We start from the raw sequence: 20471 nt of genomic DNA, 5'->3' as shown, positions 1-20471 counted from the left end.
AAGTTAATACCCTCCACAATAATAATCTTTGTCTAGTTACCCTTTAATCCGTTATGTTAAACGAATAAGGCAAATTGTTAAGTTCCTTCACGGTTACATAAACGTGAGGATAACGCAAACATCTTTGAATCTGTTTTACGTTTGTTACATTGTAGAAAACAAGTCGATAGCCGTTCCTCTTACATCTTCTCACCACTCGCTTTGAGAAAAAGAGATAGTTCATCGTTACAGATGAAATACGTTGATCTTCCATTCTTCTAAATAGTCTTTTTGTAGGCTTGCGCTGGATGTAGCCAACCGCTAGCATAGATGGCGCTATTTTTTTTAGTCGATCAATACAATCGTGATCAAATGAAATCACCTGTACATCTGTTAAGCTTCCAACTTCCACAAGATCTGCTAATACGCTTTCTTCAATCTTCTTTTCCATCCGCTTTGTTTTTTTCAGTTCAATGATTAATTGAGCTTTCCCTTTAAAATGGTTGAGCACTTCTTTTAGGGTTGGTATGGTTTCTGTCCCCATCACTTTCAATTCTCGTAATTCCGCAAGCGTAAATGTATGTACAAAACCGTTGCCGTTTGTCATTCGGTTTACTTTCTCATCATGTATAACAACTGGAACATTGTCCAAACTTAATTGGACATCCAATTCAATCATTCGACAACCACGTTTAAAGGCCTCTTGAAACGCGAGCATCGTGTTTTCAGGATAATGACTAGAAAACCCTCGGTGGGCAATAATTCGATTCATTTACTGTCCTCCCTAGCAGAATATAGCCTTATCTCTTCACAAATAATTATGATTGCGATATAATTCTTAAAGTTACACAAAACGTAATAATTACGGTTAGGAGCTCATAATGAAAAAAACATGTTTACGCTCTCTTGGATTAGTAGCACTAGTAATGGTAACGGCTTGTGGTAATAATCAAGGAGCGGATGAAGATAACGATCAATTGCTCATAAAGACTTCGATTTTCCCCTATGAAGATTGGACAAAAGCCATTGGCGGCGATTTTGTAAACGTGGAAAACATCGTTCCGACTGGAGCGGATGCACACACCTATGAACCAACGCCACAAGAAATGATTGAAGTAGCAGAAGCAGACCTCTTTATTTACAATGGCGCAGAGTTGGAACCTTTTGCAGATAGCATCTTATCTGCGATTGAAAATCAATCTGTACACGTTTTAGAAGGAAGCGCCCAAACCCACTTAATTGAAAGCGATCATGACCATGAACATGACCACGATGAGCATACACACGTATCTCCTATTGTTGAAGAAGGAGACACAGAAATAAAGGGCCTTCAAGATCATTATCACAGCGGTGATTCAGTCACTTTATCAGTGGAAGATGACAGCGAATGGGTTTGGTACACCCGTACAGATAACGAAGACTGGGAACAAGCATCAGAAGAGCCTTCCACTTCGTTCACCCTACCAGCAGATCAAGACAATTTGCAAGTAAAAGCGATCCAATATGATGAAGAAGATACGGTTATTTCAACAAGCGACACCGTTCTCATTCTAATTGATGATCATGATGACCATCATCATGGCGATCAGGACCCTCACGTATGGCTAGACCCTATTCGATCCATTGAAATTGCTCAAAGCATTCGCGATACGTTAACTGAGCTTTTACCAGAGCAAGAAGATTATTTTAATGAAAATTTTCAAACGCTAGAAGCTCAGTTTCACGAACTAGATGAAGCATTTTTAGATTTAGTAGAGACTTCACAAGGAGATCGTTTTATTGTATCCCACGCTGGTTATGGATATTGGCAGCAACGCTATGGTTTGAAACAAATTGGCATTGCCGGTATTTCACCAACAAGTGAACCATCACAAACAGAATTAATCCAAACCGTTGAAACCGCTCAAGAACTTGGGCTCCGTTACGTTTTCTTTGAACCCAACATTACACCACGAGTCGCAGAGATCGTTCAAGATCATTTAGAAGCAGAAGCTCTACTTATTCATCCTTTAGAAGCATTAACAGAAGAGGACAAAGAGAATAATGAAGACTATTTTTCTTTAATGTACCAAAATGTTAACGCGCTAGAAAAAGCGCTTAACTAGGGAGAGAAAGGCATCATTTTTTGGTGCCTTCTTTTTATTGATTCATGTTAAGTAGGATTTTCCCTTGATGTTTTCGGGTTTGAAAATGACGATATGCCTTCTTCGCTTCAGTAAGAGGAAACACTTGATCGATCTCTATTTTTACTGTGCCATCTGCAAGAAGATCTACTACATTATTCGCAGCCTTCTCTACCATATCAGGTTTTAACGCTCTCATAGTTCCAAAACTAAAACCTTTTATTGAACGACAGCTTTTATGTAAATCTTCGTTTGACACATAACTTTTTTTGCCGCTTGCATTTCCAAACTGAAGTAACGTCCCAAATTGAGCGAGCACCTGTAAACTATCCTCTGTTACAGCCCCTGCAATACTATCAAAGATAACCGATACACCCTTACCTTCTGTGATGGCCCGTGTTTCATCCTTAAATGATTGATAGGTACACACATGACTGGCCCCTGCACGATAAGCCGCTTCTGCTTTAGCCAAAGACCCAACCGTACCAATAATCGTCTTAACTCCTGCACGCTTTGCTAGTTGAATAAGCGTTGTACCGACACCTCCAGATGCCGCATGCACAATAATGGAATCATCAGTCGATAGTGGTGCAATCTTCTGGGTTAGAAAGTAGCTTAAAAACATAACAATCGGTGATGCCGCAGCTTGCTCCCACGATAGTGTAGCTGGAATGTGGTAGACCAAATTTTCATTGGCAATGGCATACTCCGCATGACCGCTCGTTTTTGGAAACGCTAGAACGCGATCACCGACACGTACCTTCGTTACACGTTCCCCAACTTGATCAACAACTCCAACAAGATCAATACCCAACTGACCTGACTTACCTGAAGACACGACTTTTAGATCAGCAAAATTCAAACTCGACATGACTACATTGATGCTCACCTCAAAGCCTTTAGGTTCTGGTTTATTCATTTCTTCCACGATTATACCCTGCTCATTCATCCTTACAGTAAGCATGCTCCTCACTCCTTCCTCTTTATTATAGAAGAAGAACGCGGCTAGAGGTCATTCATAATTCAAATCGTTAGTAATCCAGTTTTTTTATCAGTTAAGGGGCAGAATGGTTTTTACTTTTTTGATGATGAACCATGTCTAGCACAATCATCAACGCAACACTTATCGTTTCATGCCTTGGATCACCCACATGCAAATGATACGTATCACCCCAGCTTAACCACTCTTTCTCAACCGTCATGATGGTTGTAGTCCCATCTTTAACCGCATAATGATGATCAAATAGACTTCCCTCGATCGTCCATCCAAGCGGTTCAATTTCATAGCGCGCACGAAAGAAACTCATCTTTTTAGAGACAACACATAATTCTTTTTCATCATTCGCAATCGAATAACGCGGCATAAGCGAAAAGACATGCTGCTTAATTTGAAGCACCGGCACACCTTCACTAGTCGTAATCGCCAGCTGATCCCCAATAGAGAAAAACTTACCATCTACTTTATAAACGGGCTTTTTTTCCCTATCGAACACTGTAAACTGATCCCGAAATGAAAAAACCCGCTGTTTAATGAAAAAATCCATCGAATCGCCTCCACTCACTTTATATACGGGATTAGGCAAAAAAAGATTCAAAAAAAAGAAACAGACAAGGCTCTAGCCCTGTCTGCCTAAAATTGTTTTTTTATTGAAAATAGAACGTGATGATCATTGGCATAATTAAGCTTACTACCGTCAACACCGTTCCTATAAACCAACGTCTATCTACTTTCCGTTCGTTTTGCGTTCGTAAGGTCTCTTCTCGAGTCTGTTTGATCTCCCCTAGTGCCTGCTTCGCTTTTCTGTATGCAATTTCTGCTTTTTCTTCAGCAGCATCAGCTTTTTCTCTCGTCATTGAAAGTTCCTTACGCACTTCTTCTAACACACTTGTCTGACTTTCCAACTGTTGCGTTACTTTTGCAAGTGCTATCTCAACTTCGGTTAATTTACGGAGGAGATCATATGCAGATGGCTCAGTCACCTTCGCCAATCCCTCCTTTTTTGGCAAAATAAAAAGCCCCTGACTTAATCTGTCTGTGACTCTTCTTTCGGTTCTAAACGCTTAATCAGTTTCTCTCGTGCCAAATCAGCTAAAGCAAGCAAACGTGGGTCTTGAACATATTCATCCATTGTGACGACTACCCGGCCATTTGCGTTAATATCCCCTGTAGGATCTGTTACATTAAAGCGAAGACGTACTTCGTCAACCTCTTCCTCAAAGTTATAGGTGAAATCAACACCTGATACACGCACATCTAATTTTTCTACCTGTCCCATTATTCATCATCTCCTTGTTTGTTTTGGTTCAGTTTTGCTTCCTCAAAAGCCTCAGCAATCATAAAGTGTGTTTCCGCCTCTTCATTAGATAGCTTTTTATCAAGATTCATAACAACATGTTCCAACGTTCCCAATGCTTGATTCAAATTGGAATCAGCCATAACAAACTGTTCATTTAAAAGCTTTTCTTGCTGCGTTCGAAATTCAATTGCCGCGTTCTGGTCTTTTAATTGAAAACCACCAGCTTCCGTTCGAACTAACTCCCCATTTGTATCTACTTCTGCATGTGCTTTTAACAACTCAATTTCTTCAGAAACCATTTCTTCATGTTGTTTTTTCAACTGATTCACAACACGCATCCTATGGATATTCTCAACACCCGTAAGCTCTATATCTAGTAGAAACTTCGCTACTTTATCCAATTCTTTCTTCATAAACTTAATCACAGCAACCGCTCCTTTAATTCATGTAATTCTCGTTTTAACAATTGATTTTCAATCTCTAAAAAAGACACTCGATCTACGGTGTCTTCTACTTTTTTATCGAGTTCTTGGATGGCTTTGACAGAATGAAAAATAACGCGCCCGTTTTCCACCCCCATGCCATCAGGGGTAGCAACGCTTGGACTGTCCTCTGCAATAACTCCAATTTTCCGCCTTGGCTTATCAATCCCTGAATCTGGTTCGAGATCAGATTTTAAAAAGAACGACATAATTCTCAAATCATTTATTACTTCTAAGCTTCTACCCTCATATTTTTTTATATCAGCTTTATAGTTCCTAGAGGAACCATGTTCAAAATCTGAAGCTACAATTGGCCTATAACCGGGGCTACCACTATTCCACATGTTGTTATTTGTGACACGAACTTTGTTACTTGAACAACCCAGATACAAATCACGATTCCCACCTGTACCTAAATTCACACGAATAGAATTGGCAATTACATCTTGTACTTGAATGGGGCGATAATTTACATTTCCGCCGTTATAACCTCTTCGATCAGTTACTCGAAGAGAGCCATCAACTTTCATATAGGCATTAGAGCTGGACTCCCTTGCTTCAAAATCACCAATAAAAGAATCCGCTTCAAAGACGCCTGAATTATAATCCCCGTTACCATTCGTTGCCCATATTGTCGGTCTACCTGATTGAGTTTTCTTAAAGCGTAGTCCGGATGCATATGGCGTATTCGTCTGTGGGGAGCCATATGCAATCCAACCATCTGTATCGCTAGCGCTAGAGTTATTTTTCACATTAAAAACAAAATGATTATTCCCTGAACGGTTGCCATCTCTCGGTCGCAGAACAATCGTACCTCGATTTGCTATAACTTTCACATCACGATCTGCGTCAAGTATGACATCTCTTGTATTCGTTTTTAATGCAATATTACCCCGATTACTAAATGCGGTAAGACCGCGGACATTATCAGCTCCCCACTCTCCTCCGTTATACATATGAGAAAAGAATTCTATTACACCAGATCCATGGTATTCCGTATTCGAATCTTCATCGTTAAACCCTTCAAGATAAGTTGAGATGCCAAAATCGGAATAATACAATCTCCTCTGCCTAGTTTCATTATGAGCCATAAAATAACCATCTTTTAATTGAAGGTTTACCCAAGATGAATTTGTATTTCCAAACCATGTTCTCGTGTAACGACCACGGGCCTGAAGTTCTCCACCTTCTATAGAAGTTCTTCTGTTTCCTTGATTAGAAATAATAGTGCTTCCTTGAATATTGGCACTACGAATACTTATTGAAGTAACCGTACCTGCGCTAATCTTATCCGCTGACAAACTAGCGATCTTAGCACTAGTAATTGTTCCATCTTGAATGTGTGCGTTTTGGATAATTGCATTTTGCAAATTCGCCCTTGTAATAGACGCATTAGCAAGTGCACCATTAGCGGCAGTAATACTATTTGCTGACATATGGTTGGCAGTAATAGAACCATTTACAAGTAACTGAGTATTGGTCATTCTTCGGACAACAATGTTGTCAGCATACATAATATTATCGGTTGATTCATTTCGGTTATTTGTGACCCAAATTCGTATATAAGCAGTTCCTGCTGGAACCGTGTATGTTCCTGAAAGTTTTCGCCATTGTGTTGTACCGCCAGTAGCCTGAGCGACTTGAGTCCAGCCTAAATGATTTTTTCCTGCATCATACCTGCGAAACCCAATTCCAGCATGTCTTCTTCCAGCTGAACTACTGTGAAAGCGCGATTCGAACTCAACGTAAAGACTATCTCCTGCCACCACTTTGATAAGGCGCTCTTGTTGGATATCAATGTTTCCAGTGCTGCCAGTCCTAGCGCCCATTGTTTGCGTTGAGCCATTATCAATACTCCAACTTCTCATGTCATAGACTGTTACCCCACCACCGATCCAACCTGCTGGTGTTGAACCAATAACATCATCTTCAAAGTCACCATTATCTACTAAGTTAGTAAAATCACCTACTTGTAGCAAACGTGTGTCAATCTTAACCCTCTCAGGTGATAAATTAATGGCGGAAATGATGCCGTCTCTTTTAACCCGTAGATCAATTTGATCAGACATGACGCGAATGGTACCTTCTGCAGTTGTCAAACGACCATTAATACCGTTCACAGTGTTTGTCGTAGCACGAAGACCGATAGCTGTAGAGTTTTGCTGAATGGCGGTTTCAGCAGATGAAATACGCTCCCCTTGACTACCTTGCTCTTTTTCAATAGTACTAACCCGTGTTTGAAATTTGGTATCGGTCAACTCAAGCTCCCCAACTCTACTTGTAACGGAACCTAAACCACTTTCAGTTGATGAAACTCGACCAGTGATGCCCTTTAATGTTGCATCTAAGGAAGTTTCCCGCTGATTATAACGTTCAGTATTTACAAAGGAAGAAGCCGGTTGCTTCCAACCTGTTAGTTTGTTCCCTCTTTCTAATTGTCCTCGCCAAATGTGAACATCAAGATTAGATGATGAACGAAGCTGAAATTGAATGTGACTCGTGCTATTAGCAGTCCAAGTATAAGAAACTCGTCTTTCACCACTAGGCTCAATATCGACTCCACCTTGATTTGAATTGACATTGACTACTGCGCTTCCGTTATTTCTAATCCACACAGACATTGTATAGGGTACATTTGATACTTTGTCATTAGCGTTTAGAATCGTCAACACTGCTTTAAGAGCTGTATTTCCTCCACTGGACCTAACTCTTGTTGCTTCGGTAGTATTCCAAGCATTTATCTGTTGATTTTGATTGTTAAGTGTTAACGAGGAGCCATCCCAAGCACGTAGTGAACTAAAATCGTTTGGATTATTCCAAAGATTTTCTCCTCCAATTTCTTGTACTTGCAATTCTCGTACAGAAGTCGAAAACCCGTTTAAATCCTGTCTAAATTCACTCACTGTATTTGTCAATGTTCCAAGACCATTACTCGCTGATTCCACTTTTCCGGTAATTTCGTCCAGCTTAACATTAAGGGATGTTTGGCGTTGGTCGTAGATAGATGTGTCTACTTTACTATCTAAACCTTTGCTAACTTGCCCGATAGTTGTAGAAAATCCTTCTAAGTCTTGTTTGAACTGTCCCACTGTATGTGTGAGTGTTCCTAGATCATTTGTTGTTTCTTCTACTTTTCCTGTGATCCCTTCTAGTGTAGAGTCAAGGGAGGTTTGTCTCTCAGCGTATGATTCCGCATCAATTAGATCTTCAAAAGCTGGTGACCACGCAGCTGCTCGCTTGCCTTCTGTTACCATCAACTCTGTTATTTCAACAGTACCTGATGCAATAAAATCTGCTCTTAGTTGAAGGCGTATCGTTGTTGTATTCGAGTTTACTTGTCTTGTCTGAGTAACCTCAATCTCTCTATTTTCACTTAAGTTCGTAATGGACTGAATTGTATGCCAAGCGTTTGGATTGTTTTCAAACCACTGTAGTGTGAGCCTTGACGAACCCTCACTACCGCTCTTTATATCTTTAAGTTTTATTTTGCAAGAGATCGTCACTTCTTTTCCGAGAACACGATCGGATACATTATAGACTCTTACAACTTGGTTGTTAACATTCGTCCAATTAGTTTGTACGAACGGCTTATATGTGCCGATAGCAAGGTTAGTGGTGGGACGTTTTTCACTTTGCAACTGACGAATCGATGTAGAGAACCCTTCAGCATTTAAGCTTAACTCTGAGCTAATATCTTGTAAATCAGTTACTTCACCAGTCAATTGGTCCACTTTTCCGCTCGTTTCACCTACAAGGAAATCGATGCCCTCAAGAGACGCATTTATCGTTGTCATTTTTTGATTGTACGTTGTGTAATCAACTTTATCTGTCAGTAATTCCTCGACCTCACCTTTTGACAGAGTGGCAGATAGGCGTCCATCCACTTTCTCAAACTCCGTTGTAACATGCTTCTCAATTGAGGTTAGTCCTTCACCCAATTGACCAATTTCATCTTTCAGCTGCGTTTCCTTTTCCTCTAGGGCATCTTCACCATCTTTAATCGCTTGATGAATGCGACGAACTTCTTGATCAAATTGAGCACTGTCAATTCGTTTCTCAAGCTCTTCAGTAAGAATGGAATAAACGTCTGCAATTTCCTGATCGCTGTAGTCCTTTGCCCTTTGCTGAATAAGTTCTAATGCATCATTCGCAATTTGCTCAAACTTTATACCATCCGTTCCAATGATGTCAGCTTCTTTATTTAACTCCCGTAATTTCATAGCCAATTCAGGACCAAAAAGAATATCATCCGTTACAACTCGAGCCGTTGAAGCTTCTACTTCTGCTGAATAATTTGAAGCGCGCCCATGGTAATTTACTGCACGGACTCGAAAGTAATACGCTTTATTTGTTTCTCCGATAAAGTTAAACCCATTTAACGAACCTCGATAAACAAGCGTTTCTGGCGAAGGAAGAAAACCTTTTACTTCACTAGCAAATAATTCATAGGCTTGCACATAAAAAGCCTCTATGTTAAAAGCCCAGAATATCTGCACTGTCTGAAATCCACCTGTTGCCTCTACGTTTGCAGGGACATCTGGTAGTATATCGGGAAAGCGATCGGGTGAGATCGGTTTGTTTCCTTGATTCCACTTTCCTCGGTTATCATTAATCTCGCGAATGACTTGGTCTAACCGATCGTCATAACTATGAGCAGACAAAAATTGACCCATTTCAACTGTTGCAGATCGATTGACATCCATTAAATCATACTCAATTGCAATCACACGTGCCTGAATTTCAATTGGTCGAGTAAACATCCGATCAAAAGCTAGCGCCGTGTCGCCAAGACTTACTTTTTCATGTTCATAGCCACTCAGTTGTTCAAGTAATTGAACGGTGAGCTGATAATGAACTTCCGGCTGCTTTACACGTTGTAAATGTTCCCATGTCGCATGCAAAAGTGTTTCAGGATCTTCAATATCGCTATTTGTATAAACACCTTCACGATGTAACAGCTTTCCATCGTAAGGACGACCGTATCTAGTTAAGGCGTGTTCATCACCAATCCACGCTTGTCCTTTTGGCTTATTTGCCGGATCTCCATCTTTTATTTGCCATGTTACTTCGGAAAAGTCAGTTGTCTGATCATCTGATGATGCACCCTGTCCATAAAGAGCCGTTACAGGATAAGAAAGAACCGTTCGCTGGATTTCTTGAATATCGTGGTCAACTTCAAAACGCTTTCCTATATACTGCCCACGACGAGAAAGGATTTTGATTGTTCTCGATGTAATTTGATTACCAGAAAAAGTGATCGTATCTTTAAACTCTCCACCCCACAACCTTAAAATAGACCAGATGGCATCAACCGATGACTCAAAAGAAAGTGGGATAGATTGATCCCCTAAATCAATGTCGACTTGACCTCTCCACCGTGTACCACTCAGCACGTAATCAAGCACAACTGACGCATTGGCATTTTTAAAAGAGCGCTCTTTCACTAAGTGCTCCTTTAACTCCATAAATGCAGGTTCACATAAGGCATAGGTTTGGCGCTCAGTCCCACTAAAATGATCATCTACTTCTTTAATCACATATAGCCTAAGTTCTCCCTCTTTATCTCGAAAAACCACTTGGTTTTCTTCCTTAACAAACTGTGCCGAACTGCTCGCCGAATCCACAGTTAAACGTAATGGCTGATCAGGCAGTTGATTTAATTCTTCTCGAAAAAGAGCGGAAATTAAGCCATTCTCCTCGCCAATAGTAGTAAGCAAAGAATCGTTTTGGTCTAATACATACATTTCCTTCATGTTTCACACCTCCTTTTTATTAAAAATAGATATTTTGATACGTAATGGTAGACGGGGCCGAAACAGAAAGGATATTTACACCTGGCCTTAACGGAAACCATCTACTTTCAAATGAAAGTAACGACATACGTGCGTCACGATTTAAATAAATGGCACGTTTACTTGCATCAATTTCAATGACATCATTTTCTAAAAATTGATGCTGTAAAATTAATTTTTCACCATGTTGGTTACGAATTTCAAACTGAGATGTTCTTGTTTCAATACGAGCATGTAATGTCCAAAACACCGGTACTTGCCCTACAACTTGAATATCTCTTTGTTCTTCCGTTATTGGAACAACAATCTCTCCTGCATATTGGTATGGCGTTGGACATAAAAATTGGATGATTCCTTTCGAGAAGTGCTCATACTCTTCAAGCTCTACAGATAAAAACCTAGCCAAATAAAATTGGCTAGGTGTATCGGAGAACACGAGTTTTTGTTCATCCTCACTATATAACCATGAAGACAATTCAAGCTTTAGCTCTTGCATGGTTTTATCACGATGATAGATGACAACAGGCACGTCTAGAATCATGGAGTCCATTTTCATACCAGTTACCCGCTCACCTGCTTCTACTCGCTCTGTCGTTGTATAAGAAATAGACGGTAGAACAGGTCGCTGCAGATGACTTAATACCGTAATATACTTTTTTCTGATCCCATTAAACGTAAATTGCATAGTAACGATTCACCTCCATCTTATGTGTAAAACCTATTTTTCCGCATTGATTTTCTCTCTTGAGCATTTGTAATATGTGGTTCAACGAGGGAACCAACAACAGTAGAATCCATTTGAACCGTCAGCTGCTTCTGTTCTCGTAACGTATCAACTACTTCTGTTAACAAGTTCTCGACCGAACGACCGTTGTTCTTTTTCTCAAAGAAACGCACCTGATTTGAATAAGAATGACTCATGTTTGGATGAACGGGTTCTAGTGGTGCCATGTGTGGAGGATCAATTTCAGAAGGTACAAGAGACGTCATTGCATTCATCGCGCGATTCACTGACCCTAGATCACCTTCAATCCCAACCGCCAAACCTTGGGGAAGAAAACGACCAATCTCGTCTCTGAACAATTTTGATGGAGAATTAATTCCAAAAAATGATTTTAGACTCCCAACCACACTGTCCATAAACCCACTAATCTTTCCAATAATCCAATCTTTTACGTTATTCATCCCTCTCCAAAGTCCACGAATTAAATCAGATCCCACCGTTACAACACGTCTAACTGCTGTTGAAATACTACCAGCAAGTCGCGATACGAGTTGAGTTCCAAGCTGCATAATACGAGGGAACCCATTTACGATTGCTTGAAACACACTTGAAAGAATGGTTCCAATTGCACTAAGAACCATCGGCATGGCTGTTGTTAATCCGCCAATTAAAGATCCGATAAGAGAAATTCCGCTTTGTAAAATTAAAGGGAAGTTCGATGCGAGTGTACTAATAATAGATGTAATAATTTGAACGACAGATTGTAAGAGAGCCGGTACATGATCCATAATCCCTTTGATAAGACTTTCCAGTAACGTGATTCCAGCATTAATTATCAGTGGAAGCTGGTGAGTTAAGCTCTCAATAATTAAAGCAATAACATCTAATGCCGTTTCAATGATCATTGGCAAAATAGTGACAATCCCTTTGATTAAGCTCTCAAGTAACTGAATACCCATCTGAATAATAAGAGGTAGCTGCTGGGTAAGAGTTGTCAAAACCATTGTAATGATTTCTACAGCAGTTGCTACTAGCATTGGCAAAATGGAGATCACGCCATCAATGAGACTCATTAACATCTCAATCCCCATCGTTAAAAGTAATGGAAGTTGTTCAGCTAATGTTGTAATAAGAGTCTGAACAAGATTCAAGGCGGTATCAATGATCGTTGGAATCATTGTCATAATACCATCCACTAAACTCATCAATAGGTTTATGCCCATTTCAATCAGCAGTGGGAGTTGCTGTGTAATTGTCTCTATAAGAAGAGCAATCACGCCTAAAGCTACTTCTATGATCATTGGTAACAAAGATACAATACCGTCTATTAAGTTGGTTAGTAATTGAATACCTAATTCCAATATAAGAGGAAGCTGTTCAACGATCATTTCAACGAGCATAGTAATAATGCCGGTTACTGTCTCTAGTAACGTTGGTACAAAACTCATAATGCCATCTACTAAGTTCATCAACACTTGCATACCTAATTCAATTAATAATGGCAGTTGTGTTGTAATGGCTTCTACTAATTGAGTTACAACTTGTATCACCACTTCAACTAGTGTACCAATCATTGAGTCCATTCCGTCTAGTAAACTTGTTAAGATTCCAATTCCTAATTCCAACATAAGTGGTAGATTCCTTGAAGCATTACTAATCAATAATGAAATGATTTGTACGCCTGCCTCCATCAACATTGGTAAGGCGGATGTAATGCCTTCAACGATATTGCTAACTACCTGTATAGCTGTTTCGGCCAAAGCAGGCAACATCGTTGTTAAACCTTCAACGAGTCTTTGCAAAAGCGCTGCTCCAGACTGCACTAGTTCTGGCAACCTTGCAACGATTCCAGTCATAAATCCATCAAAAATAGATGAGGCTACTGAAAAAACCTCGCTTCCGATGGACGAAATTTTTTCCCATACTGCTTGTAAACTTGAACCTAATGACCCATTTGCATTTTGTAAATACAAAAAACCAACTGCTAATGCTGCTATTAACCCAACAACAATACCGATTGGTGATATAAGGAACCCAAATACTGCAGCTAATGGTTTTATTTTCATTAGAGTGGCTGTTACATTTGTTGCTGCTGCTTTTAGTGCAGTGAAACTGACAACCAGTTGATTTATTAAAGTAATTGTTGTTGTAGTCGACTGCAGTACACTTGTCACCATTCGAGAAGCTTCTGCCGTCACTTCTGAAAAAGAAGCAGATAGTTTGTCCGAAAATGGAATGGATAACTTGCTAGCCTGGTCTAGGGCGTACGCAACGCTTGATACCTTCTGTTCAATATCATCAAGTGGACTTGAATCACCCCAGATGCCACCACCTAATTGATTAGCAGCTGTAAAAAGTTCTCCTACACTACTTGTCACTTCTCCACCACTCTTTTGGAGCGTTGCAGACGTTTGCTGGAATCCTTTTCCAATGTCTGAAATGGATTCAGTAAAAGACGTAATGGATCCATCAATGGATGTTATCTTATTAGTAAAATCAACAATTTCCGAATTCATAGACTGTATCACTTTATTTAACTCATTCAACTCTTTCCCTCCTTTCTCTAAATGTAAATTGTTGTAGCCAATGTTTAGCTTTCTCTGCTTTTTTGACTGATTCCTGAATAGAATGCTCCTCTTTCTTAGCTGAACTTGGGCGTTTATATAAATCAGCTACTTTAGGACGCTTGCTACGACTAGCTTGTTCATGCATTAACGCAATTTGTGCTTCTCGCTCCATTGCATCATGTATCGATTCTAATTCAGCATCCATTAACAAGACGAACTCTCTCGGAGTCAAAGCGTAAAAGATAGAGGGCTCTAACCGTAAATAACGCCAACAAGTAACGAGTTGGCGTTCTACATAAGTCAGTCCATTTAATTGTGTTAAGCTCTTAACATCTCCAATGCTTTCGCCGCTTCCGGATTGTCCGCTACTAGTTTCTTCGCTTGATTGCGAAAGAAAAAACTTTCCGTCACAACCTTATTGCTAATTTTATAAATGTCATCAGAATCAAGCTGCTCATTCATCATCGCTTGTTCAATTTCAGCTTCAATATCTTTTAATGAGAAATCCTTGCCATGATGAAATAAGCCAGCGTGTACAATTTGTGGAAATGCCTCTAAATCACCCATCATCGCTTTTCCAATGATCCCCATTGGTCCGCCCTGAATCACACGGTTTAAATATTTCACACTTTCCATCGTTAACTTTAATTCATATTCTTTTCCTTGAAGTACAATTGTTGACATGATGCCATCGCCCCTTTTTTGAATTAATGAAGGTATCTATAAAAGATACCTTCAGCCGCTCGTTAGTACCTAAATACTATTCTTGATCTTCTTCAGCTGGTGCTTCTGTTTCCACCATATCTTCGTTTTTTAACTTCCCGTTCAGCTTAGCGCTTAATGTATATGTTGCGTGCTCTCCATTGCTGTAACTTTGCTCCCAAGATGTAATCATATATAGACCTGATTTTGCTGTTTTCTTTCGGCTATTCACACGATAAATTTCGATAAATTCCTTGTTATCAAGCTTTTCGTCCATATAGTCAATAAATGGGTCGCCTTCTGTTACAACACCTTCAAGCGACACTTCCACTGATTCTTTCCCATAATCACTGCCTGTTTTATCTTTTGTATCTAGTTCAATTTCATCAAACGAACGATTAAAAGAGCCGCCTGTTTGGTTAAAAGGACGTAATAATCCTTGACTATCCTTCACTGCAAAAATAAATTCTTCCCCTTTGTATTCCTTCGCGAAAAATTGTAAGTTAAATGGTAAACGTTGTTCTGTCATTGAAATCTCCCCTTTTTGTAATGTTTGTGTTTGTACGTTATTTCGATTCACTTGTATGCCTCCTCTCTTATTCTTTAAGGAATTTTCCTCTTCCTCACTTATAAGGCATGAACCTAAGCAAAAAACACGATCATACGTTCTTGTTTTAACGAAAAAATTTTTAGCTTACATAAAACACTTGTTTTCCTTTTGTATGGCTATTGTCTTCACTTACATAGGAGACCGATCGGCTGCCTGTAATAGGCGAGCGCCTAAATTCAATCTGATGATATACTTTCTCCCGCTTATTTCTACGGGCGTGTTGATGATCCGTTAAGATCGGAAAACACTCTTGAGCCATTTTATGACTATTACGATTACTCAGCTCTTCATGTAAACAAAGAGAAGCCAGTTTCTCTAGCATATAACTAGGAGGCACTTTCTCATGTTGGACGTAATAAGCTTCAATCAACTTCTCAATCTCTTTAAACCGTCCCGGTCTAGACATCACCCCTGTCTTTGCGTGGATCTTTAAATCTTTCATACGATCTAGAAGGTGTTGTTCTGTCATTTTAAATGCCTCCTCTGTACCCTAAATCATGATGAGTCCAGTAGTAAAAAATATCTGCAATTCTTTCTGTTGAACGTTTTAGTAACTCTCTGACGTTTTGTTGAGCGATCCCCATTTTCTCTGCCGTCTCAACTTGGGTGTAATCACACATATAAACATAGTATAGCGCGTCACGCTGACGCTTTGTTAAATCGGCTTGTTCTATAGCATCTTGTAGATCAATAAAGATGTCACAAGCTGCAAAATCATCGTGTAGTACCCTTGATTGAAGAGAATGGATATCTCTTAATAAATGTTGTACTTGTTTTGCAGATGACAGCATTCCATATTGTTCTTCTAATCGAATCGTAACCGCTTCTCGACTTATCTTTTTCATGTTTGTCTCTCCCTTTACCTATTGAAAAACTAGATAAAATGTCGGTATAGCTGTAACGATCCATAAAATATAGAATGCTATTTTGTTTTCAATTTTATTTACCAATGCACCTAATGTGATAAAAAAGAATAACGTAATTTGACAAATTAAAGCGAGTAAAAAAAACATATTGATCCCTCCATTACATCATTGTTCTTACAAAAAACCTTTGAACAACACTATAAAGAGAAGCCAATTAAAAAAAATCAAAAACCACCGCACATTTGTATGTGCAGTGGCTCATTAAATTAGAAATGTTTATCATTATATGTGTCTACCTCTGCTGGCGTAAGCAAACGTGTTGCTTTTCCAATCGTTCCTCCCCATAGTTCCCAGACAAAGTTATGGTCTTCAACAGCTTGACTAAAATCCCCTTCGTGCCATCTTAATAAAATTTGCTCATAGCGGCTACCATGGGTAAACTCATCTGCTCTTACAGTAGCAATGTCAAGCAACCATTCAATTCGCTCTTCTGTCAGTTGGATTTTTCCCCACTTTTGCTCTGCTTCTACAAGTCCGTGGGACATGTAATGAATCGCCTCTTGCATCGCTCGCTCTGATAAATCTTTAGGAAATAAATCATGTAAATCTTCATCAATAGAAGCAGTAAGCACGAGTTCTTCTGTTTGAACGCCACTTTCACCTGAATGGTTATTCAAGTCGTCCCCAGTATCGCTGCCCTGTTGCTCCTCTGATGAGGCCATACGCTCAAGAGCATTCTGACCAAAATAAAAGCCTCCAAAACCAATAAGTCCTATTACACCTACTATAGAAAGGAAAATGATAAATTTCTTCATACAAAACAACCCCTCAAACAAGTCACCATTCTTTCTGACTACGTAATTATCCCTATCACATGCAGTCTATCATAATTTTGTCTCATTGTAAGCAGATTGTTAATAATTTTTTGTAATTTTTAAATTTATGAGCTTTTCGTAGGAAAAACGTAAATTAGGTATACTTTATCTCTTGAAAAGAACGTCATAAAAATGACATTCGTTCGGATGCATTTTTCTAAACGTACGATTCGTCGCGTACGATTTTTCAAGGGTAGTCGTGTGTATGACACAAAAAATCAGCACCTAGACTACGCTAGAAATGCTGATTTAACAGGTGTTTCAACCTACGTTTCACGATACCGGTGGTCGGGGTCGAACCGACACTCCAAAGGAACACGATTTTGAGTCGTGCGCGTCTGCCAATTCCGCCACACCGGCATAACAACTTATCGACAAGTAATAATATACCATCGTCAAAATGATTCGTCAACGTTTTTTTCTATTTTTAATAGTGATATTGCATTCAATTCCCTAAAAAGATGTAAATGTTTAAGTACACTTCACAAGGGTACTAATAAATACCAATTCATTCAACATTTCACATAGGAGGATAAAATGATAAATAAATTCACTATGTCATTTTTTATTTTACTACCTTTTATATGTTTAGCTGCTTGCAGTAATAATGTTCAAGATGATCTGGACTCTTATGTTAATTCTGATGAGTTGCAGCAGCTTTCTCAAAAAGAGTTAGAAATTATGTCTGAATTTGAAAAGCTTACGATTGGTGAAATCGAACCGGATGACGCCGCTGACTTTTTAGCTGAACATGTCATTTATCCGTATAGTGAATTTGTTTCTGATTTAGAAACGATTCGTCCAGCTACATCTGAAGTAAGTGACTTGCACGACCTTTATATCGAAGCAGCATCAACTCGATTGGAAGGCTATCACCTTTCAGAAGAGTTTATTGCAAGCCTCGGTTCTGTTACTATGACAATAGCAAATGACACGTTGATAGAAGCGAGCTCCCTTATGCACCATTATAGAGAGGAATTAGCACTATTAGCGGAAGAACATGATGTCGTTGTTAAGTAATCAAGTATAAGAAAGAAGAAACTATTGAGCTTCTTCTTTCTTCATCCATTATTTTATGAAACAAAGCGCAATACCATAACCACAGGCAGCGTTATAAGCCTTTGTTAGCTTCATGACTTTTACATTCCCTTTTTCACTAGGTTGTCCTATTCCATTAATGGCCATTAAATAATCACCTGTTTGTACATCTTCATTTACGCGTACATATACTTGGCCCATCATGCCTACAATATTCCATTCGTCTCGTTCTTTGCGGTCCACATAAGGTTCATTGTAATCAAACAGAGGGTTCTCTAATGGTAATAGAACACTCTCTTCCCGATAGCTTTGCAATGTGTTCCCTTCTTCGTCTACATCGTATGTGCGAATACGCTGTGGTTCAAGTATTAAACCACCAAATTCGTTTGTTAAATAACGGTTCTTCCAGTGGAATGATGCTTCACCTAATACAACGCCCGCCGTTTCCGTAATAACACCAATAATAATGTCATCCTTATTTGCTAGTTGAACTTTGTCCCCTTTTAATGTCACTAACATGCCTGTTTCAATTGGTTCTCCATCTACACTTTCAAAGTACTCAGCAAAATCTGTGAATGTACTTGAACCTGTAATTTGTCCAGAAGCTCTAATCGTTCCGTTCCTACTATTAAGCTCCCATTTGCGATTTGAACTGCTTGAATTCCCTGAAGCACCATATCCCCCTACTACTGAATAACTAGTGGGATTACTTGTTAGGTTACTCGCAAGCACCATTGAACCAAATCCTCCATTTGGCTGTCCTGCAATCGCCCCACTCGAACTTATTATGCTACTTCTAGGGCCACGTGCTCTAGAATTACCTGCACTTCCTACTACAACAGAGCCTTCGCCTTCTGCATGTGAATTAGATGAAGCGGCTACCATCGTTTTTGATTGAATGGCTGTAGGTGAAGCTGTACTTGCAAGTATAATCGATTGATCATGTCTTGGCTCTCCAGTGCTAGATGCCAACCTAGCGCCACCTGAAATAACTGTAATTGGATTAGTGTAACGAACGCCACCGCTGATTACAGCAGTTTCATACCCGCTTGCATTTACATGACTAATATTAATTGAATTTGTTGTTGATTCAACAGCATTCTTTCCACCATTTCTTGAGTGGATGGCATTAACACCATTAATCGTTACATGACTATGTCCGCTTCCTACGAAAATCCCATTGTTATCACCAGCGTCGTAAAGGTTGATATTGTTTAATGAAATATGGTTTCCTCGATTGCTTCCCCCATAAACAATGACACCATCACTTGCACGATGAAATCTGCTAATATTTACACCATTCAAAGCGACATTCCTAGCTTTATACTGAATCGCAACGACAGGACCATTTCGAAAATCATATGATTCATCACCAATTGCAGTAAAGTTTGTAATGCTTACGTTCGTATATGCACTTATAACGAGTGCACGAGGGTCAATATTGTTTTGAAAGCCTTTTTTATTATTAGGATGCAACGCAACAAGGTTTGTAGCCGTTAAATGAAAAGCCGTCGTTGAATCTGGATCTTCACCTGTATGATGACCAATGTGTCGAAAATTATAGCTTCGAGCATCTTCTTTTGAAATATGGCCATTGATATGCACATTGCTAGCAGCGCTAGAATTATCATGTGCTTTTATTTCAATTCCACCATAGCAACCAGAAGTGTAATTATTGGTCAGCAGTATATGGCGGCTCCCATCGTCAATCTCTATTCCATTTTGATTTCCCCTTGTAGAAGGGTCGTACGCATAACAATTTGATAGAGTAATAAATTCACTATGGTGTGTTGTAAAGCCGTCATCAACCCAGTCAGTCGCTTTGCATGAATCAATCCATACGTATTGTGATGGCCCACTATCAACCGTCCCATCTCCACCATAATGGTAGTCTAATCCTGTCGAAGTAACATCAAATCCATGTAGGGTGCTATTATACGCGAAAACATTCGTAATCCAAGCGTATTTGACTCCGTGAAGCGTTAAACAACTAGAACGACTTCCTCCAGCAGGTTCTGCACCTCTTCGTCTATTTCCATCTAAGCTCAGATTTTTTACAACAATATACTCTCCACCATTATCTTTGTCTTTTACGGATACGGTCCATTCTTCGTTCGATGCCGTATCGGGTGTCTGTATAGTGGTGAGCTCCATACCTTGACCTTCTAAAACGGTTCGATTTGGGAGCCGAACCGTTGCAAAATAGCGTTTAGGACCAAGAATCAATTTAACGTTTCCGTCCCCTAGCGCCTCTTCAAAGTAGGGCGTTTGATCTTCTTCACTTGCACTCTCTGGTATGAAATCATCAATGTAAACGACCCGTGCATCTTCAATTTGCGCAATAGTATTGCTTAATTGATCAAAAGATTGCTCCATTTTCTTCTCCATTGCTTTCACCTCTTTTTTATGTAGCTAC

The 20471-nt window shown here is 39.5% G+C and carries 19 protein-coding genes and 1 tRNA gene; 2 read left to right on the top strand and 18 right to left on the bottom strand.

The window, feature by feature from the left end; translation table 11 throughout:
• Positions 1 to 43 precede the first annotated feature (43 nt).
• Positions 44 to 751 (bottom strand): glycerophosphodiester phosphodiesterase, encoded by a 708-nt coding sequence (locus E2L03_RS12215; RefSeq protein WP_134259286.1) that lies wholly within the window; start codon positions 749 to 751, stop codon positions 44 to 46.
• 109 nt (positions 752 to 860) lie between these two features.
• On the opposite strand from E2L03_RS12215, the gene E2L03_RS12210 reads away from it, so the two are divergent.
• Complete coding sequence (locus E2L03_RS12210; RefSeq protein WP_241742160.1) at positions 861 to 2084, top strand: metal ABC transporter solute-binding protein, Zn/Mn family; 1224 nt, start codon at positions 861 to 863, stop codon at positions 2082 to 2084.
• A gap of 34 nt (positions 2085 to 2118) precedes the next feature.
• Here the strand turns inward: E2L03_RS12210 and E2L03_RS12205 are convergent, their stop codons facing one another.
• From E2L03_RS12205 to E2L03_RS12135, 16 genes are all read right to left on the bottom strand, one after another.
• Complete coding sequence (locus E2L03_RS12205; protein ID WP_134259285.1) at positions 2119 to 3066, bottom strand: quinone oxidoreductase family protein; 948 nt, start codon at positions 3064 to 3066, stop codon at positions 2119 to 2121.
• Positions 3067 to 3157: 91 nt separating this feature from the next.
• Complete coding sequence (locus tag E2L03_RS12200; protein WP_055737292.1) at positions 3158 to 3646, bottom strand: LURP-one-related/scramblase family protein; 489 nt, start codon at positions 3644 to 3646, stop codon at positions 3158 to 3160.
• A 100-nt stretch (positions 3647 to 3746) separates the two neighbouring features.
• Complete coding sequence (locus tag E2L03_RS12195; RefSeq protein WP_055737291.1) at positions 3747 to 4082, bottom strand: hypothetical protein; 336 nt, start codon at positions 4080 to 4082, stop codon at positions 3747 to 3749.
• A 44-nt stretch (positions 4083 to 4126) separates the two neighbouring features.
• Positions 4127 to 4378, bottom strand: coding sequence for a hypothetical protein (locus E2L03_RS12190; protein WP_055737290.1), 252 nt, complete (start codon positions 4376 to 4378; stop codon positions 4127 to 4129).
• Positions 4378 to 4824, bottom strand: a complete 447-nt coding sequence (locus E2L03_RS12185) for a hypothetical protein (RefSeq protein ID WP_134259283.1) — start codon at positions 4822 to 4824, stop codon at positions 4378 to 4380. The genes E2L03_RS12190 and E2L03_RS12185 overlap by 1 nt, the downstream gene beginning before the upstream one ends.
• Positions 4821 to 10634, bottom strand: a complete 5814-nt coding sequence (locus tag E2L03_RS12180) for a phage tail spike protein (protein WP_134259282.1) — start codon at positions 10632 to 10634, stop codon at positions 4821 to 4823. Before E2L03_RS12180 ends, E2L03_RS12185 begins: the two co-directional genes overlap by 4 nt.
• A gap of 19 nt (positions 10635 to 10653) precedes the next feature.
• The gene (locus E2L03_RS12175) at positions 10654 to 11358 is read right to left on the bottom strand and encodes a distal tail protein Dit (protein ID WP_134259281.1); all 705 of its coding nucleotides are present in this window, start codon (positions 11356 to 11358) and stop codon (positions 10654 to 10656) included.
• Positions 11359 to 11378: 20 nt separating this feature from the next.
• Complete coding sequence (locus E2L03_RS12170) at positions 11379 to 13943, bottom strand: phage tail protein (RefSeq protein WP_134259280.1); 2565 nt, start codon at positions 13941 to 13943, stop codon at positions 11379 to 11381.
• Positions 13936 to 14268 (bottom strand): phage tail assembly chaperone, encoded by a 333-nt coding sequence (locus E2L03_RS12165; RefSeq protein ID WP_185690733.1) that lies wholly within the window; start codon positions 14266 to 14268, stop codon positions 13936 to 13938. Before E2L03_RS12165 ends, E2L03_RS12170 begins: the two co-directional genes overlap by 8 nt.
• A gap of 14 nt (positions 14269 to 14282) precedes the next feature.
• The gene (locus E2L03_RS12160; RefSeq protein WP_038478398.1) at positions 14283 to 14648 is read right to left on the bottom strand and encodes a tail assembly chaperone; all 366 of its coding nucleotides are present in this window, start codon (positions 14646 to 14648) and stop codon (positions 14283 to 14285) included.
• A gap of 76 nt (positions 14649 to 14724) precedes the next feature.
• Positions 14725 to 15246: a phage major tail protein, TP901-1 family gene (locus tag E2L03_RS12155; protein WP_243839525.1), complete on the bottom strand. Its 522-nt coding sequence runs from the start codon at positions 15244 to 15246 to the stop codon at positions 14725 to 14727.
• Positions 15247 to 15355: 109 nt separating this feature from the next.
• Positions 15356 to 15745, bottom strand: coding sequence for a hypothetical protein (locus E2L03_RS12150; RefSeq protein ID WP_051667421.1), 390 nt, complete (start codon positions 15743 to 15745; stop codon positions 15356 to 15358).
• 1 nt (position 15746) lies between these two features.
• Positions 15747 to 16121 (bottom strand): sigma factor-like helix-turn-helix DNA-binding protein, encoded by a 375-nt coding sequence (locus tag E2L03_RS12145; RefSeq protein ID WP_038478395.1) that lies wholly within the window; start codon positions 16119 to 16121, stop codon positions 15747 to 15749.
• A gap of 18 nt (positions 16122 to 16139) precedes the next feature.
• Positions 16140 to 16289: a hypothetical protein gene (locus tag E2L03_RS20655; protein ID WP_158318505.1), complete on the bottom strand. Its 150-nt coding sequence runs from the start codon at positions 16287 to 16289 to the stop codon at positions 16140 to 16142.
• 119 nt (positions 16290 to 16408) lie between these two features.
• A complete protein-coding gene (locus tag E2L03_RS12140) occupies positions 16409 to 16957 on the bottom strand; it encodes a DUF6241 domain-containing protein (protein WP_134259279.1) in 549 nt (182 codons plus the stop codon).
• Positions 16958 to 17296: 339 nt separating this feature from the next.
• Positions 17297 to 17377 (bottom strand) — tRNA-Leu (locus E2L03_RS12135).
• Between the two features lie 177 nt (positions 17378 to 17554).
• Between E2L03_RS12135 and E2L03_RS12130 the strand changes: the two genes are divergently transcribed.
• The gene (locus E2L03_RS12130; RefSeq protein ID WP_124741717.1) at positions 17555 to 18037 is read left to right on the top strand and encodes a hypothetical protein; all 483 of its coding nucleotides are present in this window, start codon (positions 17555 to 17557) and stop codon (positions 18035 to 18037) included.
• Positions 18038 to 18085: 48 nt separating this feature from the next.
• On the opposite strand, the gene E2L03_RS12125 is transcribed toward E2L03_RS12130, so the two are convergent.
• Positions 18086 to 20443 (bottom strand): peptidase G2 autoproteolytic cleavage domain-containing protein, encoded by a 2358-nt coding sequence (locus tag E2L03_RS12125; protein ID WP_134259278.1) that lies wholly within the window; start codon positions 20441 to 20443, stop codon positions 18086 to 18088.
• Positions 20444 to 20471 lie beyond the last annotated feature (28 nt).

This window comes from Shouchella oshimensis (assembly GCF_004375095.1).
GTDB lineage: Bacteria > Bacillota > Bacilli > Bacillales > Bacillaceae_D > Shouchella > Shouchella oshimensis.
Note: the sequence above shows the minus strand (reverse complement) of the source record. Positions and strands in the feature narration are given on the sequence as shown.

Coding starts and splice junctions, on each gene's coding strand:
- E2L03_RS12175 (WP_134259281.1), bottom strand. CDS start 11,358: ATGCAATTTACGTTTAATGGGATCAGAAAAAAGTATATTACGGTATTA.
- E2L03_RS12130 (WP_124741717.1), top strand. CDS start 17,555: ATGATAAATAAATTCACTATGTCATTTTTTATTTTACTACCTTTTATA.
- E2L03_RS12205 (WP_134259285.1), bottom strand. CDS start 3,066: ATGCTTACTGTAAGGATGAATGAGCAGGGTATAATCGTGGAAGAAATG.
- E2L03_RS12180 (WP_134259282.1), bottom strand. CDS start 10,634: ATGAAGGAAATGTATGTATTAGACCAAAACGATTCTTTGCTTACTACT.
- E2L03_RS12210 (WP_241742160.1), top strand. CDS start 861: ATGAAAAAAACATGTTTACGCTCTCTTGGATTAGTAGCACTAGTAATG.
- E2L03_RS12150 (WP_051667421.1), bottom strand. CDS start 15,745: ATGACAGAACAACACCTTCTAGATCGTATGAAAGATTTAAAGATCCAC.
- E2L03_RS20655 (WP_158318505.1), bottom strand. CDS start 16,289: ATGTTTTTTTTACTCGCTTTAATTTGTCAAATTACGTTATTCTTTTTT.
- E2L03_RS12160 (WP_038478398.1), bottom strand. CDS start 14,648: ATGTCAACAATTGTACTTCAAGGAAAAGAATATGAATTAAAGTTAACG.
- E2L03_RS12215 (WP_134259286.1), bottom strand. CDS start 751: ATGAATCGAATTATTGCCCACCGAGGGTTTTCTAGTCATTATCCTGAA.
- E2L03_RS12125 (WP_134259278.1), bottom strand. CDS start 20,443: ATGGAGAAGAAAATGGAGCAATCTTTTGATCAATTAAGCAATACTATT.
- E2L03_RS12145 (WP_038478395.1), bottom strand. CDS start 16,121: ATGAAAAAGATAAGTCGAGAAGCGGTTACGATTCGATTAGAAGAACAA.
- E2L03_RS12140 (WP_134259279.1), bottom strand. CDS start 16,957: ATGAAGAAATTTATCATTTTCCTTTCTATAGTAGGTGTAATAGGACTT.
- E2L03_RS12200 (WP_055737292.1), bottom strand. CDS start 3,646: ATGGATTTTTTCATTAAACAGCGGGTTTTTTCATTTCGGGATCAGTTT.
- E2L03_RS12190 (WP_055737290.1), bottom strand. CDS start 4,378: ATGGGACAGGTAGAAAAATTAGATGTGCGTGTATCAGGTGTTGATTTC.